The organism is Cupriavidus sp. 09_S30 (assembly GCF_056930435.1).
This window is the reverse complement of record NZ_JBXOWI010000001.1, coordinates 67,253-85,690: the sequence shown is the minus strand read 5'-3', so window position 1 is coordinate 85,690 and position 18,438 is coordinate 67,253. Positions and strand designations below refer to the sequence as shown.

Sequence of the window (18,438 nt, the reverse complement as noted above, 5' to 3'; positions counted from 1 at the left end):
TCGCGGCGCGGCCTAGCTGAACATCAGCGCGGTCAGCAGGAAATCCAGGCCCAGCACGGCCAACGAGGCGATCACCACAGTGCGGGTGGTGGCGCGCGACACCCCCTCGGGCGTCGGCTTGGCCTCGTAGCCCTGGTACAGGGCGATGAAGGTCACGGCAATGCCGAAAATCACGCTCTTGACGACGCCGTTGAGGACGTCGTCACGCACGTCCACGCCACCCTGCATCTGCGACCAGAAGGCGCCCGCATCGACGCCGATCAGTTGCACGCCGACCAGGTAGCCGCCCAGGATGCCCACCGCGCTGAAGATGGCGGCCAGCACCGGCATCGCCACCACGCCCGCCCAGAAGCGCGGCGCGATCACGCGCTGCAGCGGGTTGATGGCCATCATTTCCATCGCGGTGAGCTGCTCGCCCGCCTTCATCAGGCCGATCTCGGCGGTCAGCGAGGTTCCGGCTCGCCCGGCGAACAGCAGGGCCGTCACCACAGGCCCCAGTTCACGCACCAGCGACAGCGCCACCAGCAGGCCGAGCGCCTGCTCCGAGCCATAGCGATTGAGCGTGTAGTAGCCCTGCAGCCCCAGCACGAAGCCCACGAAGAGCCCCGATACGGCGATGATCACCAGCGACAGGTTGCCGACGAAGAAGATCTGGTCGGACACCAGGCGGAAGCGCTTGAGCAGCGGCGGCGACAGCGCCAGCATCGAGCAGAACATCCGCGCGGCGTGGCCCGTGCCCGTCACGCCCAGGCGCACGGCGGCGCCGATCGCGCTGAAGAAACCGATCACCGCGGCGATCATTGCGGCCTCCCCAATGCGAAATCGTCGGCCAGTGTGGGTCCGGGATAGTGGAACGGCACCGGCCCGTCCGGCTCGGCTTGCACGAACTGGCGCACAAAGGGGTCGTCCGAGGCACGCAGCGCCTCGGGCTCGCCTTCGGCGGCGATGCGGCCATTGGCGATGAAGTAGACGTAATCGGCGATCTGGAAGGTCTCGTTGACGTCGTGCGAGACGATGATGGTGGTGGCGCCGAGCGCGTCGTTCAAGCTGCGGATGAGCTTCGCGGTCAGGCCCAGCGAGATCGGGTCCAGGCCGGCGAAGGGCTCGTCGTACATCAGCAGTGCAGGATCGAGCGCAATCGCACGCGCCAGTGCCACGCGCCGCGCCATGCCGCCGGAGATTTCCGCCGGCATCAGGTCGCGCGCGCCGCGCAGGCCGACCGCGTTGAGCTTCATCAGCACCAGGTCGCGGATCATCGCCTCGGGCAGGTCGGAGTGCTCACGCAGCGGAAAGGCGACATTGTCGAACACGGACAAGTCCGTGAACAGGGCGCCGAACTGGAACAGCATGCCCATCTGCCGCCGCACGGCGTACAGCCCATCCAGGTCCAGCGCGCCGATATCGGCGCCGTCGAAGCGGACCTGGCCGCGCTGCGCACGCACCTGCCCGCCGATCAAGCGCAACACGGTGGTCTTGCCGCAGCCCGAGCCGCCCATGACGGCCACGACCTTGCCACGCGGAAAACGCATGGTCAGGCCGGACAGGATGGGCTTGGCGTCTGGCGCATAGGCAAAGTCGACAGCCTGGAGTTCGACGAGGTTTAGTGCAGTATCACTCACATTGGCACCGCATAGGACAGTGCCGCATTATAAGGGCTTGTACTAATGGCTGCCTTCGGCATGTGGCGCAATGACCATCAGAAAAAAGTGAAATACTGTTAGCCCGCTTCCCAATTGGGCAAGCAGGCAGGCGCCCGCAGGACGGGTTCAAGCGGTGGAACGCCGCGCCGGGACCACTCAGTGACCGCTCAGTGACCGCTCTGGGCGCCCGCCTCGCGCAGGATGGCCTGCCACTGCTGCTGATCGGCACGGATGGCCACAGCAAAGGCCTCGGGCGAGTCGTTCATCGGCGTCAGCCCGGCCGCGAGCAGCCGTTCGCGCACCTCGCGCTCGCCCATCACGGCGCCGAGTTCGGTCGCCAGCCGGGCCACGATGGCATGCGGTGTCTTGGCCGGTGCCAGCACGCCGAACCAGGCACCGGCCGCATAGCCGTCCAGCCCCGTTTCCTGCAGCGTGGGCACCGCCGGCGCCAGCGGCGAGCGCTTCAGCCCCGTGACACCAAGCAAGCGCACGGCCCCGCTCCTGGCATGCGCGTACACCGCTCCATAGGAGCAGAAGCAGGCACTGACCCGCCCTGCCAGCATCTCCTGCACGATGGCGCTCTCCCCCTTGGCGGTGACCAGAGGCACACCATTGCCGAGGCCAAGCACCGCGTACTCCGCGTAGAGGTGGGCGGGCGTGCCCGGCTGGCCGGATCCGTAGCTGTAGGCGGCCGGGTTGGCGCGTACCGCGGCCACCCATTGCTGGGCCGTGCGCGCCGGCAAGCGTGCGTCCACGGCCAGGAACAGCGGCATGGTCGCCACGCGGGCCACCGGCGTGAAATCGCGCAGCACGTCGTAGGGCACCGGCTCCAGGCCGGGCTGGATCAGCATATTGGTCTGGTGGAACAACAGGGTCTGGCCATCCGAACTGGACTTGGCGACCACATCGCCGGCCGTGGTGCCGGCAGCGCCAGGCCGGTTGTCCACCTCCACCGGCACGCCGAGCCGGGCGCCCAGACGCTCGGCGAGCATCCGCGCCACGGCATCGGCCACGGCGCCGGCGGGAAAGGGTGCGATCAGGCGGATCGGCCGCGCCGGATAGCTCATCTGCCGGGGCACCGAGGCGGGCTGCGCCGCCGGGGAGGACAAGGCAAGACCGGCGAGACCGATCGCAAGCAGAATGCCGGATGGGAGCGCGCCGATACGGCGAAGGACAGCGGCGAACGACAACTTCGCCTTACCTCGCCAAAGCCGCGCAAACATGCGTACTTCGGACATCAATTCCTCCCGGGCGCCGTCGAATGCGGCCGCGTATGGGTCGAGTGGAAAGGGTTAGCGAGGCAGTCTTTATGGTTATGGAATGGCATTGTACGGACCGGCCCAGGGGCGGCACAGGGCACGTAAACCATAGCCGGGAGAACCCTGAAGCAAGGAGCGGCGGGCGCCCGGATGCGGCCGGCGCGGTGCCATTTCAGTGACCGAAACACCCCGGATCCATCGCCGATCGGGCAGCATCTCGCGGCCATTGGGTCGGCAACATCGGGCAAGCCGCCCCCTCCTCTCCTTATAATCGCGGCATGTCCGAATTCATCATCAGGCCGATGCAGGCCGCAGACCTGGCCGGCGTGCTGGCCGTGCAGGCACAGTGCTACGGCAATCTTCTGCTGGAATCCGCGCAGGCGCTGGGCAGCCGCCTGGCCTTGTCGCCGGCGACCTGCTGGGTCGCCCAGTCCGGCGGGGCGCCCGCCGGCGGCGAGCTGGCCGCCTACCTCTTCACCCACGCCTGGCCATGCGACACGCTGCCGCCACTGGATGGCGTGCTGCGCGACCACGGGATGTCCGCGCCGGCCGCGGCCGGACTCACATGGTTCGTCCACGACATGGCAGTGGCGCCGGCCGGGCGCGGCGGCGGCCTGGCGCGCCGGCTCTATGCCGCCGCCCGCGCGGCGGCGCTGCAGGCCGGATTGCGGCACTCGCGGCTGATCGCGGTACAAGCGGCGGGCAGCTGGTGGCAGCAGCTTGGCTACCGGCCGCTGCCCGCAGCGCAGGCGGCCCCCTTCGCCGCCAAGCTGGCTGCCTATGGCGCCGATGCGGTGGTCATGGAATGCGCGCTCGGCGCGCCGGCTGCCGCCTAGGCAACAACCGGCGCGGCAGCAAGCGGCGCCCCAAAGAAAAACCCGCCCGGCTCGCGCGGGGCGGGTTTTGCGTGGCGGCCGGGGACAACCCGGCCGGCAGCGCCGGCTGCCTGGCTCAGCGCGGCAGTTCCGACTGGCCCATCAGGAAGGTATCGACCGCGCGCGCGGCCTGGCGGCCCTCGCGGATCGCCCACACCACCAGCGACTGGCCGCGGCGCACGTCGCCGGCGGCGAACACCTTGGCCACGCTGGTCTGGTAGGCGCGCTCGCCTTCGGTGGAAGCCTTGGCGTTCTTGCGTGCGTCGGTGTCGACGCCGAACGCTTCCAGCATCGAGCCGACCGGGTTGGTGAAGCCCATTGCCAGCAGCACCAGGTCGGCCTTGAGCGTGAACTCGCTGCCCGGCACTTCCTGCATCTTGCCGTCCTTCCACTCGACGCGGCAGGCCTTCAAGCCGGTGACCTTGCCCTTCTCGCCGATCAGTTCCTTGGTGGCCACCGACCAGTCGCGGTCGCAGCCCTCTTCGTGCGAGGACGAGGTGCGCAGCTTGATCGGCCAGTACGGCCACACCAGCGGCTTGTTCTCCTCTTCCGGCGGCTGCGGCAGCAGTTCGAACTGGGTCACCGAGGCGGCGCCGTGGCGGTTCGAGGTGCCGACGCAATCGGAGCCGGTATCACCGCCGCCGATCACGATCACGTGCTTGCCTTCGGCGCGGATCTCGTTGGCGCCGTCGCCGGCCACTTCCTTGTTCTGCGGGATCAGGAATTCCAGCGCGTAGTGCACGCCGGCCAGGTCGCGGCCCGGCACGGGCAGGTCGCGCGGCACTTCGGAGCCGCCGGCCAGCACCACTGCGTCGAACTGGTCCATCAGCGCCTGGGCCGTGATGGTTTCACGCGAGTAGTTCTTGATACCGGCCGGCAGCGCGCCGTCGGTCACCATCACGCCCGCGCGGAAGGTCACGCCTTCGGCCTGCATCTGCTCGATGCGGCGGTCGATCAGCGTCTTCTCCATCTTGAAGTCGGGGATGCCGTAGCGCAGCAGGCCACCGATGCGGTCGTTCTTCTCGAACACCGTCACATCATGGCCGGCACGTGCCAGCTGCTGCGCGGCGGCCATGCCGGCGGGGCCGGAACCCACTACGGCCACGGTCTTGCCGGTCTTGTGCTTGGGTGCCTGCGGCGCGACCCAGCCCTCTTCCCAGGCCTTGTCGATGATGGCGTGCTCAATCGACTTGATGCCGACCGGCAGCTCGTTGATGCCCAGCGTGCAGGCAGCTTCGCACGGCGCCGGGCAGATGCGGCCTGTGAACTCGGGGAAGTTGTTGGTCTGGTGCAGCACCTCGATCGCCGACTTCCAATCCTGGCGGTACACCAGGTCGTTGAAGTCGGGGATGATGTTGTTGACCGGGCAGCCGTTGTTGCAGAACGGAATGCCGCAGTCCATGCAGCGCGCGCCCTGGATCTTCGCCTCGCTGTCGGACAGCGCGAAGACGAATTCCTTGTAGTGCTTCACGCGCTTGGCTACGGGTTCGTAGCCTTCGTTCTGGCGCGGAAATTCGAGAAAGCCAGTCGCCTTACCCATGTTGCGTCCTTGGTCTTGCTGCGCGGCACCGGCGCATGCGCCGGCCCCGCTGTGAGGTCAGTATCGTTTCGGGAGCCGCGGCGCGATGCGTGCCGCGGCTCGTGCTGGTCGGGGCGCAGCCCCGGGGCATCAGGCCGCGATGGCTTCGCGGCCGCCGTCCTTGGCTTCCTGCTCCTTGGCGTACATTTCGCCCAGCGCGCGCTTGTACTCGGTCGGGAAGACCTTGACGAACTTGCGGCGCGCCGTCGCCCAGTCGGCCAGCAGTGCCTTGGCACGCTCCGAGCCGGTGAAGCGGAAGTGCTGCTCGATCAGCTTGCGCAGGATGACTTCGTCCAGCTGGCGCTCGCCGCCCACCTTGTGCCAGGTCGAGGGCGACTGGCCCTTCTCCTGGTCGGCCGCGGCCAGCACCGCTTCCAGCGCCACCATCGAGGTGTTGCAGCGCTTGTCGAACAGGCCGTCCTCATCGTAGACGTAGGCCACGCCGCCGGACATGCCCGCCGCGAAGTTGCGGCCGGTGCCGCCCAACACCACCACGGTGCCGCCGGTCATGTACTCGCAGCCATGGTCGCCGGTGCCTTCCACCACCGCCATCGCGCCGGAGTTGCGCACCGCGAAGCGCTCGCCCGCCACGCCGTTGAAGAAGGCTTCGCCGGCGATGGCGCCATACAGCACGGTGTTGCCGACAATGATGTTACTGGTCGGGTCGCCACGGAACTCATGCGGAGCACGCACGATCACGCGGCCGCCCGACAGGCCCTTGCCGACGTAGTCGTTACCGTCGCCCACCAGGTCCAGCGTGATGCCGTGCGCCAGGAAGGCGCCGAAAGACTGGCCGGCGGTGCCTTGCAGCTGGATGTGGATGGTGTCGTCGGGCAGGCCTTCATGGCCGTACTGCTTGGCCACCACGCCCGACAGCATCGCGCCCACCGTACGGTTGACGTTCTTGACCGGCTGGATGAAGGACACGCGCTCGCCCTTGTCGATGGCGGGGCGGGCCTTGGCGATCAGCACGTGGTCCAGCGCCTTGCCGGCTTCCGCCGACAGGCCGTGGTCCTGCACGTCGGTGTGGTAGCGCGGCAGTTCCGGCGCCAGCGACACCTGGTGGAAGATGCGCGCGAAGTCCAGGCCGCGCGCCTTCCAGTGCTCGATGCCGCCACGGGTGTCGAGCAGGTCGGCGCGGCCGATCAGCTCGTCGAAGGTGCGGATGCCCAGCTGGGCCATGATCTCGCGCGCTTCCTCGGCGACGAAGAAGAAGAAGTTGACCACGTGCTCGGGCTTGCCCTGGAACTTCTTGCGCAGCACCGGATCCTGCGTGGCCACGCCCACCGGGCAGGTGTTCAGGTGGCACTTGCGCATCATGATGCAGCCTTCGGCCACCAGCGGGGCGGTGGCGAAGCCGAACTCGTCCGCGCCCAGCAGCGCGCCGATCACGACGTCGCGGCCGGTCTTCATCTGGCCGTCGGCCTGCACGCGGATGCGGTTGCGCAGGCCGTTGAGCAGCAGCGTCTGCTGCGTCTCGGCCAGGCCCAGCTCCCACGGCGTGCCGGCGTGCTTGATCGACGACCACGGCGAAGCACCGGTGCCGCCGTCATGGCCGGCGATCACTACGTGGTCGGCCTTGGCCTTGGCCACGCCGGCCGCCACGGTGCCCACGCCTACTTCCGACACCAGCTTGACCGAGATGTCGGACACGGGGTTGACGTTCTTCAGGTCGTGGATCAGCTGCGCCAGGTCCTCGATCGAGTAGATGTCGTGGTGCGGCGGCGGCGAGATCAGGCCGACGCCCGGCACCGAGTAGCGCAGCTTGCCGATGTAGTCGGACACCTTGTGGCCGGGCAGCTGGCCGCCCTCGCCGGGCTTGGCGCCCTGCGCCATCTTGATCTGGATCTGGTCGGCCGAGGCCAGGTACTCGGCGGTCACGCCGAAACGGCCCGAGGCGACCTGCTTGATCTTGGAGCGCAGCGAGTCGCCGGCCTGCAGTTCCAGGTCGCGCTCGATCACGTTCTCGCCCAGCACGCCCTTGAGGGTGTCGCCCTGCTTGATGGGGATGCCGCGCAGTTCGTTGCGGTAGCGCTTCTCGTCCTCGCCGCCTTCACCGGTGTTGGACTTGCCGCCGATGCGGTTCATCGCCAGCGCCAGCGTGGTGTGCGCCTCGGTCGAGATCGAGCCCAGCGACATCGCGCCGGTGGCGAAGCGCTTGACGATCTCCTTGGCCGGCTCGACTTCCTCCAGCGGGATCGCCTTGGCCGGATCGACCTTGAACTCGAACAGGCCGCGCAGCGTCATGTGGCGGCGGCTCTGGTCGTTGATCAGGTTGGCGTACTCCTTGTACGTCTGGTAGGCACCCTTGCCATCGTTGGCGCGCACCGAGTGCTGCAGCTTGGCGATGGAGTCCGGGGTCCACATATGCTCTTCGCCGCGGATGCGGAAGGCGTACTCGCCACCGGCGTCCAGCGCGCTCGCCAGCACCGGGTTGTCGCCGAAGGCGTCACGGTGCAGGCGCAGCGCTTCCTCGGCCACCTCGAAGATGCCGATGCCTTCCACATTGGACGGGGTGCCGTGGAAGTACTTCTGCACCAGCTCGCGCGACAGGCCGATGGCCTCGAAGATCTGCGCGCCGGTGTACGACATGTAGGTGGAGATGCCCATCTTGGACATCACCTTGTGCAGACCCTTGCCGATCGCCTTGACGAAGTTCTTGACGGCCTTCTCGGGCGACAGGTCGCCGGACAGGCCGGCGGCCATGTCGGCCAGCGTTTCCATCGCCAGGTAGGGATGGACGGCTTCCGCGCCATAGCCTGCCAGCAGCGCGAAGTGGTGCACTTCGCGGGCCGAGCCGGTTTCCACCACCAGGCCGGTCGAGGTGCGCAGGCCCTTTTCCACCAGGTGGTGGTGGATGGCGGAGGTGGCCAGCAGCGCGGGGATGGCGACCTGGTCGGCGTCGACGCGGCGGTCAGACACGATCAGGATGTTGTAGCCCGAACGCACGGCGTCCACGGCTTCCGCGCACAGCGAGGCCAGGCGCGCCTCGATGCCTTCCTTGCCCCAGGCCTTCGGATAGCAGATGTTCAGGTCGTACGAACGGAACTTGCCGCCGGTGTAGTGCTCGATGTTGCGGATCTTGGCGATGTCCTTGAAGTCCAGCACGGGCTGGGACACTTCGAGGCGCATCGGCGGGTTGATGTTGTTCAGCTCGAGCAGGTTGGGCTTGGGACCGATGAAGGACACCAGCGACATCACCATGTTCTCGCGGATCGGGTCGATCGGCGGGTTGGTGACCTGGGCGAAGAGCTGCTTGAAGTACTGGTACAGCGTCTTGTTCTTCGACGACAGCACGGCCAGCGGGCTGTCATTGCCCATCGAGCCGGTGGCTTCCTCGCCGGACAGCGCCATCGGCGCCATCAGGAACTTGACGTCTTCCTGGGTGTAGCCGAAGGCCTGCTGGCGATCCAGCAGCTTGGCCGAGGGCTTCTTCTCGGCAGCCACATCCTCGGGCTTGGCCTCGAGCTCGTCGAGCTTGATGCGCACGGCGTCGATCCAGCTCTTGTAGGGCTTGGCGTTGGCCAGGTTGTCCTTCAGTTCCTTGTCATCGATGATGCGGCCCTGCTCCATGTCGATCAGGAACATCTTGCCCGGCTGCAGGCGCCACTTCTGCACGATGCGCGACTCGGGGAAGGGCAGCACGCCGGCTTCGGAGGCCAGCACGACGAAGTCGTCCTCGGTCACGTAGAAGCGGGCCGGGCGCAGGCCGTTGCGGTCCAGCGTGGCGCCGATCTGGCGGCCGTCGGTGAAGCAGATCGCGGCCGGGCCGTCCCACGGCTCCATCATGGCGGCGTGGTACTCGTAGAAGGCGCGGCGGTTGTCGTCCATCAGCGTGTGCTGCTCCCAGGCTTCCGGGATCATCATCATCATCGCGTGGACGAGCGGGTAGCCCGCCATCGTCAGCAGTTCGAGGCAGTTGTCGAACGAAGCGGTATCGGACTGGCCGGGGTAGATCAGCGGCCACAGCTTGGGCAGGTCGTCGCCGAGCACCGGCGAGGAGATCGCGCCGGTACGGGCGTTGATCCAGTTGACGTTGCCCTTGACGGTGTTGATTTCACCGTTGTGGGCGACCATGCGGTACGGGTGGGCCAGCTCCCAGGCCGGGAAGGTGTTGGTCGAGAAGCGCTGGTGCACCAGGGCCAGGGCCGACACGGCGCGCGCGTCCTGCAGGTCGAGGTAGTACTCGCCGACCTGGTTGGCCAGCAGCAGGCCCTTGTACACCACCGTGCGCGCCGACATCGACGGCACGAAGTATTCCTTGCCGTGCTTGAGCTTGAGCGCCTGGATGGCGTGGCTGGCCGTCTTGCGGATCACATAGAGCTTACGCTCCAGCGCGTCCGTGGTCATGATGTCGCGGCCGCGGCCGATGAAGATCTGGCGGATCACCGGCTCGGTCTTGCGCACCGTCGGCGACATCGGCATGGTGGCGGCGACCGGCACGTCGCGCCAGCCCAGCACCACCTGGCCTTCCAGGCGCACGGTGCGCTCGAGCTCCTGTTCGCAGGCCAGGCGCGAGGCGTGTTCCTTCGGCAGGAAGATCATGCCGACGCCGTATTCGCCGGCCGGCGGCAGGGTCACGCCCTGCTTGGCCATTTCCTCACGGTAGTAGGTGTCGGGGATCTGGATCAGGATGCCCGCACCGTCGCCCATCAGCGCATCGGCGCCGACGGCGCCCCGGTGATCCAGGTTCTCCAGGATCTTCAGGCCCTGCTCGATGATCTCGTGGCTTTTCTTGCCCTTGATGTGCGCGACCATGCCGACGCCGCAGGCATCGTGCTCGTTGCTCGGGTCATACATGCCCTGCCCTTGCGGGCGGAGGTCGATGGCGGAGGAAGACTCGCTGGTCTGCGCTTGGGCCGAAGAGGTGTTCGATTGGTCCACGGGCTGAATTCCGGTGAGGGCTGCGCAGCCAGCAAGGCAGACCGAGACGGGGCCGCGTTCTGTCGTGACCGGAAACCTGCCGGTTGGGGATGCAGAAACCTACGGACCGCAGCGGCGTACACGAGCGTGACGCGCCGCACAATGAATGTGGGTTGAGCAACTATAAGAGAATCGTGCCAGCACGGCAAAAAAATTAAATGGGGTCAGAATCCATTTAATCTCGCACCACTTCGGGGAGGGTTTTTAAATGGGGACACATCAATTTGGTGCATCCGCCGCAATGTCTTCCGGCGTCACTTCGCGGCGCTTGGGACGCCCCTTCGGCAAGGGCTGGATCCGCCGTGGCGCGAGGCGCTCCAGTTGCGTCAGGAAGGCCGCGTCACCCAAGGGCCAGCCACTGTGCGCGTGCTTGCGCAAGGTGGCGAGCTGGCTGCCGGACAGGCCTTCGGCGCTCAGCGCACGATAGTTGGACTGGCGCTCGAACGGCGTATTGCCCAATTCCCAGTAGGCAGAGTGATCGCTCACAAATGGGCTTGCCTCGATACCTGCGTGGTGCCGGTAGCTGCTCCAGCGGTCGGCTTCGGGTGAGGCCGCCTCGCCGGCACGTACGGCATTGCCTTCGACATAGAGCATGGCCGGCAGCATCCAGGCCCCCGGCTCGAACACCGCCGAGCGGAAGCGCCCCTCCCACAAGGTGCCACTGCGGCCGGCAGTGCGATTGAAGTGGCGCGCGTAGCGGCGCCCGACCGCCTGCATCGCCAGGCTTAGTGAATCCGCATGGCGGGGCGTGGCCACCAGGTGGACGTGGTTGGGCCGCAGCGCGTACGCGTGCACGGCCAGTTCGTGCTCGCGCGCCGCCATGCGCAGGCAATCGAGGTAGTGCAGGTAGTCGTCGGCGGTCAGGAAGACCGCTTGGCGGTTGTTGCCGCGTTGCAACACCAGTGCCGGCAGACCGGCGGGAGAGAAGCGGGGAAGTCGTGCCATGGGGATTCAAGCGGATGCCAAGCCGGCATGATAGCCTGATCCGTCCCCAATTTCCTGGCTAGCCGCGAACCGGGCCCTTGCGGGCCCTTGGCGGGCGGTGGCGCCCGCCCCCTGCTCAGTGCCCTTCGGTGATGGCGAAGATGCGCCGGTGCTCGCGGATGGCGTAACGGTCGGTCATGCCGGCGATGTAGTGGGCCACCAGGCGCGACTGGTCCACGCCGGCGCCGGCCTGGTACTGCGGCGGCAGCAGGCGCGGATCGTCCATGAAGGCGCCGAACAGGTCGGTGACGATGCGCTGCGCCTTGGTCGACATGCGCATCACCTGGTAGTGGCGGTACAGGTGGCGGAACAGGAAGCGCTTGAGCGCCGCCGCCTCGTCCTGAACCGGCTTGCTGAAGGCAACCAGCGGCCCGGCGGCGCGCACCGCCTGGATATTGGGCGGGTTCTGCGCGGCGATGTTGCGGCTGGTGGTCTCGATCAGGTCGACGATCAGCGTGTTGATCATGCGCCGGACCGTTTCGTTGATCAGCCTGCGGCCATTGATGCCGGGGAACAGCGCGGCCGCCTCGGCCCGGTGCCGGGTCCACATCGGCACCTCGTCGAGCTGCTCCAGCGTCAGCAGGCCGGAACGCAGGCCGTCGTCGATGTCATGGTTGTTGTAGGCGATCTCGTCGGCCAGGTTGGCCAGCTGCGCCTCCAGCGAGGGCTGGGTGCCCTCCAGGAAACGGCGGCCCAGCTCGCCCAGCGCGGCGGCATTGACTCTCGAGCAATGCTTGAGGATGCCCTCGCGCGTCTCGAAGGTCAGGTTCAGGCCGTTGAAGCCGCCATAGCGCTCTTCCAGCTCGTCCACCACCAGCAGGCTTTGCAGATTGTGCTCGAATCCGCCGTGGTTCTTCATGCAGGCGTTGAGCGCGTCCTGGCCGGCGTGGCCGAACGGGGTATGGCCCAGGTCGTGCGCCAGCGAGATGGCCTCGACCAGGTCCTCGTTCAGGCGCAGGTTGCGCGCGATCGATCGCGCGATCTGCGCCACTTCCAGGCTGTGCGTCAAGCGGGTGCGGAACAGGTCCCCCTCGTGATTGACGAAGACCTGGGTCTTGTACTCGAGCCGGCGGAACGCGGTGCTGTGGATGACACGATCCCGGTCGCGCTGGAATTCGCTGCGCGAGGACGAGGCCGGCTCGATGTGGACCCGCCCGCGGCTTTGCAGGGAACGGGCGGCGTAGGGAGCAAGGTGGCTTTCAAGATCGGTCATGCGGCAATCCGGCGGTCCAGTGAGGGAGTCTCGGGCTGCGAGGCATAACCGATCGCTCAGGCGACCGTAGCCTCGGATGGCGGTTTCAGGGTGGCCTGCTGCAATGTGGCGTGCAGGTCCGGATCGGGCACCGTGGTGATGAATGCCTCGCCGAGTTTCTTGAGCAGGATGAACTTGATGCTGCCGGCCTCGGCCTTCTTGTCCACCTTCATCAGTTCGATGTAGCGATCGGTGCCGAGTTCCGGCGCCACCACCGGCAGCATCGCTGCCTCGACCAGCTTGCGCAGCCTGGCGCGCGTCTGCACGTCGATAAAACCGAGGCGCAGCGACAGGTCGGCCGCCATCACCATGCCGCAGCCGACGGCCTCGCCGTGCAGCCACTCGCCGTAGCCGAGCCCCGCCTCGATCGCATGGCCGAAGGTGTGCCCGAAATTCAGGATGGCGCGCAGGCCGCCCTCGCGCTCGTCCTGGGCCACCACGCTCGCCTTGATCTCGCACGAGCGCTGCACGGCCAGCGCCATCAGGTCCGGATCGCAGCGGTTGAGCGCCTGGATATTGCGCTCGATCCACTCGAAGTAGCCCGCGTCGGCGATGGCACCATGCTTGATCACCTCGGCCATGCCTGCCGCCAGTTCGCGCGCCGGCAGCGTCTGCAGGGCATCGATGTCGGCAATCACGGCGCGCGGCTGGTGGAAGGCGCCGATCATGTTCTTGCCCAGCGGGTGGTTGATGCCCGTCTTGCCGCCGACCGAGGAATCCACCTGGGCCAGCAGCGTGGTGGGCATCTGCACGAAGGGCACGCCGCGCATATAGCAGGCGGCTGCAAACCCGGTCATGTCGCCGACCACGCCGCCGCCCAGCGCCACCAGCGTGGTCTTGCGGTCGGCACCGGCGCGCAGCAGCGCGTCGAAGATGAGGTTGAGCGTCTCCCAGTTCTTGAAGGCCTCGCCGTCGGGCAGGGTGACGGTGCGCACGGTCTTGCCCAGCGCGCCCAGTGCCGCCTCGACGCGCGCCGCGTACAGCGGCCCGACGGTCTCGTTGGTGACGATGACGGCGTGCTGGCCGCGCACATGAGGCTGCAGCAGATCGGCGCGCCCGAGCAGGCCGCTGCCGATGTGGATGGGATAGCTGCGCTCTCCCAGGGAGACTTCAAGCGTGATCATGGGGTCGTATGGGGCGCCGGTCCTGCCGGCGCAGCGTCGCCGGCGGCGTGGAAGCCGGCCATTTCAAGTTGCATCAACACCATATTAGCAAGCTGCGCGACGGAAGGCTTGCCGGTCTCGATGATGAAGTGAGCCACCTCGCGGTAGTAGGGGTCGCGCTCGCTGTACAGCGCCTCGAGCCGGCCCTTGGGATCCTCGGTCTGGAGCAGCGGGCGGTTGCGGTCGTGGCGCGTGCGCAGCCAGAGATCATGCGGGCTGGCACGCAGGTAGACGACGGTGCCACGCGAGCGCAGGTGCTCGCGGTTCTCCGCACGCAGCACCGCCCCGCCCCCGGTTGCCAGCACGATGCCGCTTTGCTGGGTCAGCTCATCGATTATCTGCGCTTCGCGCTCGCGGAAGCCCGCCTCGCCCTCGTGCTCGAAGATCACCGGGATGCGCACGCCGCAACGCGCCTCGATCTCGTGGTCGGAATCGAAGAATGGGTAATCCAGCCGCCGGGCCACGGTGCGGCCGACGGTGGTCTTGCCGGCGCCCATCAGGCCGACGAAAAAGAGATTCGGGCGGGTGACTGTCACTGGGGATAAAGCACGGGAGGCCGGCGTGGGAAGCGCCTCCCCTGTCTCGAACTGCATCATCTTCGTCTTTTGACACGCTCCGGGCAAGTGCCTGACACGGCTTGCCTGGCCAAGGCGATAAAAAAAGGCCGCATCTGCGATGCGGCCTGCCAGTCTACTGCATCCCGGGAGGGCGGCGCTATTTCAGCGACACGTTGTCATTGAGGACGCGCGGCGTCAGGAACACCAGCAGCTCCGAGCGGTTGTTGACGCGGGAGTTGTCCTTGAAGAAGTTGCCCAGCACCGGAATATCGCCCAACCAAGGCACTTTGTTGCTGCTGTTGCTCTCGGTCTGCATAAAGATGCCGCCAATCACCACGGTGCCGCCGTTATCTACCAGCACCTGTGTCTGCACGTGCTTGGTGTCGATGGCGAAGCCGCTCGGGGTCTGGATGCCGACGCTGTCCTTGTTGACATCCACGTCCAGCAGCACATTGCCCTCGGGCGTGATCTGCGGCGTGACTTCCAGCTTCAGGTTGGCCTTGCGGAACTGTACCGATGTGGCGCCGCTGGAGGTGGCGGCCTGGTAGGGCAGTTCGGTGCCCTGCTCGATCAGCGCCTTGACGTTGTTGGCCGTCACCACGCGCGGGCTGGAGATGATCTTGCCCAGGCCGTCTGCCTCGAGCGCGGACAGCTCCAGTGCCACGAAGCGGCTGGCGCCGGCGCTGAACAGGCTGACGGCCGCCGTGGCCGGGTTGATGCCGTTGATCACAGCCGCCGGCAGGCTGACCGCCGGGCTGTTGTCCCAGGTGGCGCCCTGCGTGATCGGGCTGACCACGTTGGAGTAGGTGTTGCCGTAACCCGCGCCGTTGGTCTTGGAAGCGAAGCCGAGCTTGACGCCCAGATTGCGGCTGAAGGTATCGGTGGCTTCGACGATGCGCGCCTCGATGATGACCTGGCGCACCGGGATGTCGATCTTGGTGAGGAAGCCCTGCACTTCCTCCAGCTTGCTGGCGACGTCCGAGACGAACAGCTGGTTGGTGCGGGCATCGGCGGTCAGGGAGCCGCGCTTGGACAGCATGCGCGTATTGCCCATGGTGGCGCCAGTGCCACCCACCGCGCCCCCCACGGCGCCCATGCTGCCGCCTGCCGCGCCTGGTGTACCGACGCTCAGGCCGAGCAGCATGCGGCGCACATCGTCCGCGCGCTGGTAATTCAGCTGGAACACCTGGCTGCGGATGGGCTCCAGTTCGCTGATCTGCTGCTGGGCCTCAAGCTCGAGCTTTTCCTTGGTCGCCAGCTCCGCCTTGGGCGCCACCCACAGCACATTGCCACTGCGGCGCGAGGCCAGGCCCTTGGCATCCAGCACGATCTGGAGCGCCTGGTCCCAGGGAACATCCTTGAGCCGCAACGTCAGGTTACCCTGCACGGTGTCGCTGGTGATGATGTTTAGGTTGGTGAAGTCGGCGAAGACCTGCAGCAGCGCGCGAATGTCGATGTTCTGGAAATTCAGCGACAACCGCTCGCCCCGGTAGCCGGCCCCGCCGTTCAGCTTCGTGGGGTCTTCCTTGACCGGCCGCACCTCGACCACGAACTGGGTGTCGGTCTGGTAGGAGCTGTATTCCCAGTTGCCGCGCGGCGAGATGGTCAGGCGCGCGTTGCCGTCGGCATCGCTGGCCTGCACCGACTGCACCGGCGTGCCGAAATCCATGACGTCGAAGCGGCGCCGCAAGCTGTCGGGCAGCGTGGTGCCGATGAAGTCGACCACCACGTTCTTCCCCTGCTGGGCGATGTTCACGCCGGAATCGCGCGAGGACAGGTCGACCACGACACGGCCGGCACCGTCGCCACCGCGCCGGAAGTCGATGCTGCGCACGGAAGGCCGCATGCCTGGCGCAGCCGCCGCGGCCGTCGCGCTGGGCGCGAAGGTCGGGGCGGCGGCCTTGCCTTGCTGCGCGAGATTGTCGATGCGCACCACGAACTGGGAGCCGCGCAATTCGGTCCGATAGGTGGCGGGACGGGTCAAGTCCAGCACCACGCGCGTGCGGTCCCCGATCTGCACCACGCTGGCCCCGCGCAGCACCTTGCCGCCGTAGCTGTACTGCGCGCGCCCGGCGGCGAAGCCCGTGTTGAGGAAGTCGATGGCGATGCGCGCCGGACTCTGCGTGGAGAAATCCACCGGCGGCTGCGACGGCGGCGACTGCAAGTCCACCGTAAAGATGGTCTGCTCGCCCATGGTGGCGGTATCCACGGACTTGATGAGATTGGCCTCCGCGCCGTCCTGCGCCCATGCCGCCGGCATCGCCAGCGTGAGCGCCATTGCGGCCACGGCCGCGAACGCCCGTATCCAGCGCCGCGCGTTCATGCCGCCCCCTCGAGTTTCAGGCTGGTCATTTTCTGTTTCCACTCCCCTACCCCTTCCCGGACCAATTCGCGCAGCACGATCTCCTGATCGGTGATGCGGACCACCCGGCCATAGTTCTGGCCGAGATACTGACCCACCTTGACGTGATGGATCTTGTTATCTACCTGGACGATGCCGTAGGTTTCGCCGAGCTTGCGCATGGCACCCAGCATCTTGAAGTTCTCCAGCGGAAAGTCCTCCAGCGGTTCGCGCCGCCGGCCGGCCTCCGGGGATTCGGACAGCACCCGGTTCAGTTCGCCGATCTTGGTCTGCGCGAACGGCTCGGGCGAATTGCGCCCGCCATACTCGCGCGGCACGAAGGGCACGGGCTGCGGCAGAGGCGCAGGCGGTGGCGCCTTGGCCATGCGGGTCGAGGCCATCCATTGGCGCAGCGCCTCATCCTCGCTCGCGCCGCAGGCACTGAGCAGAGCGGCCGCGAGCAGCGCGGCACCGAGCGCCCGCGCGCGGCGGGCTTGCGTTGGCCGGATCATTTGGCGCCTCCAGGCTGGCCAGGGCTCTTCTTGTTCTTCGCGGCCTCGGCAGCGGCGGCCTTGCGCTGCTCGGCCTGCTCGTCAGGGTCCAGCGTGCGATAGGCCTTGGCCACCGCCTCCATGGTCAGCCCGCTGCCATCCTTGCCGGCGGTGAGCTGCAGGCCGCGCATGGTCACGATGCGCGACAGCGCCGCGACGTCGGCATTGAACTGGGCCACGTCGTGGTAGCGGCCCGTCACCTTCACGTTGACCGGGATCTCGGCGAAATACGGCTTGATCACGGCCGCCTGCGGCTTGAACAGTTCGAACTGCAGCCCGCGCGCCACGCCGGCGTGGTTGACGTCCGCCAGCAGCGCATCCATCTCGGTCTTGTTCGGCAGCTGGCGCTCGACCAGGGCCACGCGCTGCTCGACCTCGCGCTTCTGCTGGCGCAGCGCATCCAGGTTGGCGATCTGCGCCACCTTGGACTGGTAGGCCTGCTTCAGGCTGTTCTGCTCATTGCGCTTGGCATCGAGCTCGTCGAACTTGCCGCTCCAGTAGAACTGCCAGCCCAGCACCAGCACCAGCAGGCAGGCCAGCATGGCAAAGGCCACGCGCGGGGCCTGCGGCCAGGTCTCGGGCTCGTTCAGGTTCAGGCCGCGGAACTGGCCGACGAGGTCGTTCAGCCCGGCCAGCGAGATTTCGGAATTGAGCGCCATCGTCACCCCTTCGCCGCAGGGGCGGCCGCAGCACCGCTGGCGGCGCGCGCCTTCTTGCCGGCGGCCGGTGCTTCGGGCTGGCGGTAGGCGAAACGCATCGAGAAATCGAACAGGCGGCGCTGCTCGCGCAGGTTGTTGGTCATCGTCACCGCCTTGGACTCCACCAGTTCAGCCTTGTCGAGCCAAGCCACCTGCCCGAGATTGCGCAGCAGTTCCGAGACGCGCTCGTTGGACTGGGCCACGCCCGTCATGGTGAACTGGTCATCGCTCTGCTTGAGGCTGGTCAGGTAGACCCCTTCCGGCACCTGGCGCACCAGTTCCTCCAGCAGTTGCACGGGGCGGTTGCGCTCGGTCTGCAGGCTCTCCACCGCCTGCTGCCGCTGCAGCAGCGCATCGATATCTTTCTTCAGCGCGGTCACCTCGCGGATCTGCCCGTCCATGCGCGCGTTCTCCTGGCGCAGCACCTGGTTCAGGCTCTCCTCCGCGTCGATGCGGCTATCGATGTACAGCCCGCCTAGCAGCACGACCAGCAGGCCGCCGCCGGCGGCGGCGGCAAGCATCGTGTACACCTTCTTGCGCCGGGCTGCCCTGCGCGCCTCGTGGTAGGGCAGCAGGTTGACCGACGGTATCGAGTTGATCGACATGCACGCTCCCC

At 67.2% G+C, this 18,438-nt stretch carries 14 protein-coding genes; 1 reads left to right on the top strand and 13 read right to left on the bottom strand.

All coding sequences use genetic code 11. From position 1 onward, the window contains the following. Window positions 1–12: 12 nt before the first annotated feature. The 3 genes from mlaE to AC1Z3O_RS00430 all read right to left on the bottom strand — a co-directional run bounded on the left by mlaE (window position 13) and on the right by AC1Z3O_RS00430 (window position 2,878). The gene (gene mlaE / locus AC1Z3O_RS00440) at window positions 13–789 is read right to left on the bottom strand and encodes a lipid asymmetry maintenance ABC transporter permease subunit MlaE (protein WP_483517478.1); all 777 of its coding nucleotides are present in this window, start codon (window positions 787–789) and stop codon (window positions 13–15) included. Between the two features lie 8 nt (window positions 790–797). Continuing rightward, window positions 798–1,619 (bottom strand): ABC transporter ATP-binding protein, encoded by an 822-nt coding sequence (locus AC1Z3O_RS00435; protein ID WP_483512741.1) that lies wholly within the window; start codon window positions 1,617–1,619, stop codon window positions 798–800. A 188-nt stretch (window positions 1,620–1,807) separates the two neighbouring features. Continuing rightward, window positions 1,808–2,878, bottom strand: coding sequence for a Bug family tripartite tricarboxylate transporter substrate binding protein (locus AC1Z3O_RS00430; protein WP_483512740.1), 1,071 nt, complete (start codon window positions 2,876–2,878; stop codon window positions 1,808–1,810). 299 nt (window positions 2,879–3,177) lie between these two features. On the opposite strand from AC1Z3O_RS00430, the gene AC1Z3O_RS00425 reads away from it, so the two are divergent. After that, on the top strand, window positions 3,178–3,735 hold the full coding sequence (locus AC1Z3O_RS00425; protein WP_483512739.1) for a GNAT family N-acetyltransferase: 558 nt from the start codon (window positions 3,178–3,180) through the stop codon (window positions 3,733–3,735). A gap of 115 nt (window positions 3,736–3,850) precedes the next feature. On the opposite strand, the gene AC1Z3O_RS00420 is transcribed toward AC1Z3O_RS00425, so the two are convergent. The 10 genes from AC1Z3O_RS00420 to AC1Z3O_RS00375 form a co-directional block, all read right to left on the bottom strand. Then, window positions 3,851–5,314, bottom strand: a complete 1,464-nt coding sequence (locus tag AC1Z3O_RS00420; RefSeq protein ID WP_483512738.1) for a glutamate synthase subunit beta — start codon at window positions 5,312–5,314, stop codon at window positions 3,851–3,853. 129 nt (window positions 5,315–5,443) lie between these two features. Beyond that, complete coding sequence (gltB, locus tag AC1Z3O_RS00415) at window positions 5,444–10,153, bottom strand: glutamate synthase large subunit (RefSeq protein ID WP_483517477.1); 4,710 nt, start codon at window positions 10,151–10,153, stop codon at window positions 5,444–5,446. 342 nt (window positions 10,154–10,495) lie between these two features. Further along, complete coding sequence (locus AC1Z3O_RS00410; protein WP_483512737.1) at window positions 10,496–11,221, bottom strand: transposase; 726 nt, start codon at window positions 11,219–11,221, stop codon at window positions 10,496–10,498. A gap of 115 nt (window positions 11,222–11,336) precedes the next feature. Further along, window positions 11,337–12,473 carry a deoxyguanosinetriphosphate triphosphohydrolase gene (locus AC1Z3O_RS00405; protein WP_483512736.1) on the bottom strand — a complete coding sequence of 379 codons (1,137 nt, stop codon included), beginning with the start codon at window positions 12,471–12,473 and terminating at the stop codon, window positions 11,337–11,339. A gap of 56 nt (window positions 12,474–12,529) precedes the next feature. After that, on the bottom strand, window positions 12,530–13,636 hold the full coding sequence (aroB, locus tag AC1Z3O_RS00400; RefSeq protein WP_483512735.1) for a 3-dehydroquinate synthase: 1,107 nt from the start codon (window positions 13,634–13,636) through the stop codon (window positions 12,530–12,532). Then, window positions 13,633–14,172: a shikimate kinase gene (locus AC1Z3O_RS00395; protein ID WP_483517476.1), complete on the bottom strand. Its 540-nt coding sequence runs from the start codon at window positions 14,170–14,172 to the stop codon at window positions 13,633–13,635. Before AC1Z3O_RS00395 ends, aroB begins: the two co-directional genes overlap by 4 nt. A 217-nt stretch (window positions 14,173–14,389) precedes the next feature. Beyond that, a complete protein-coding gene (locus AC1Z3O_RS00390) occupies window positions 14,390–16,555 on the bottom strand; it encodes a type IV pilus secretin PilQ (protein WP_483512734.1) in 2,166 nt (721 codons plus the stop codon). Further along, a complete protein-coding gene (locus AC1Z3O_RS00385) occupies window positions 16,552–17,085 on the bottom strand; it encodes a pilus assembly protein PilP (RefSeq protein ID WP_483512733.1) in 534 nt (177 codons plus the stop codon). Before AC1Z3O_RS00385 ends, AC1Z3O_RS00390 begins: the two co-directional genes overlap by 4 nt. Beyond that, window positions 17,082–17,783, bottom strand: a complete 702-nt coding sequence (locus tag AC1Z3O_RS00380; RefSeq protein WP_483512732.1) for a type IV pilus inner membrane component PilO — start codon at window positions 17,781–17,783, stop codon at window positions 17,082–17,084. The genes AC1Z3O_RS00385 and AC1Z3O_RS00380 overlap by 4 nt, the downstream gene beginning before the upstream one ends. Before the next feature lie 2 nt (window positions 17,784–17,785). Further along, a complete protein-coding gene (locus tag AC1Z3O_RS00375; protein ID WP_483512731.1) occupies window positions 17,786–18,427 on the bottom strand; it encodes a PilN domain-containing protein in 642 nt (213 codons plus the stop codon). Window positions 18,428–18,438 lie beyond the last annotated feature (11 nt).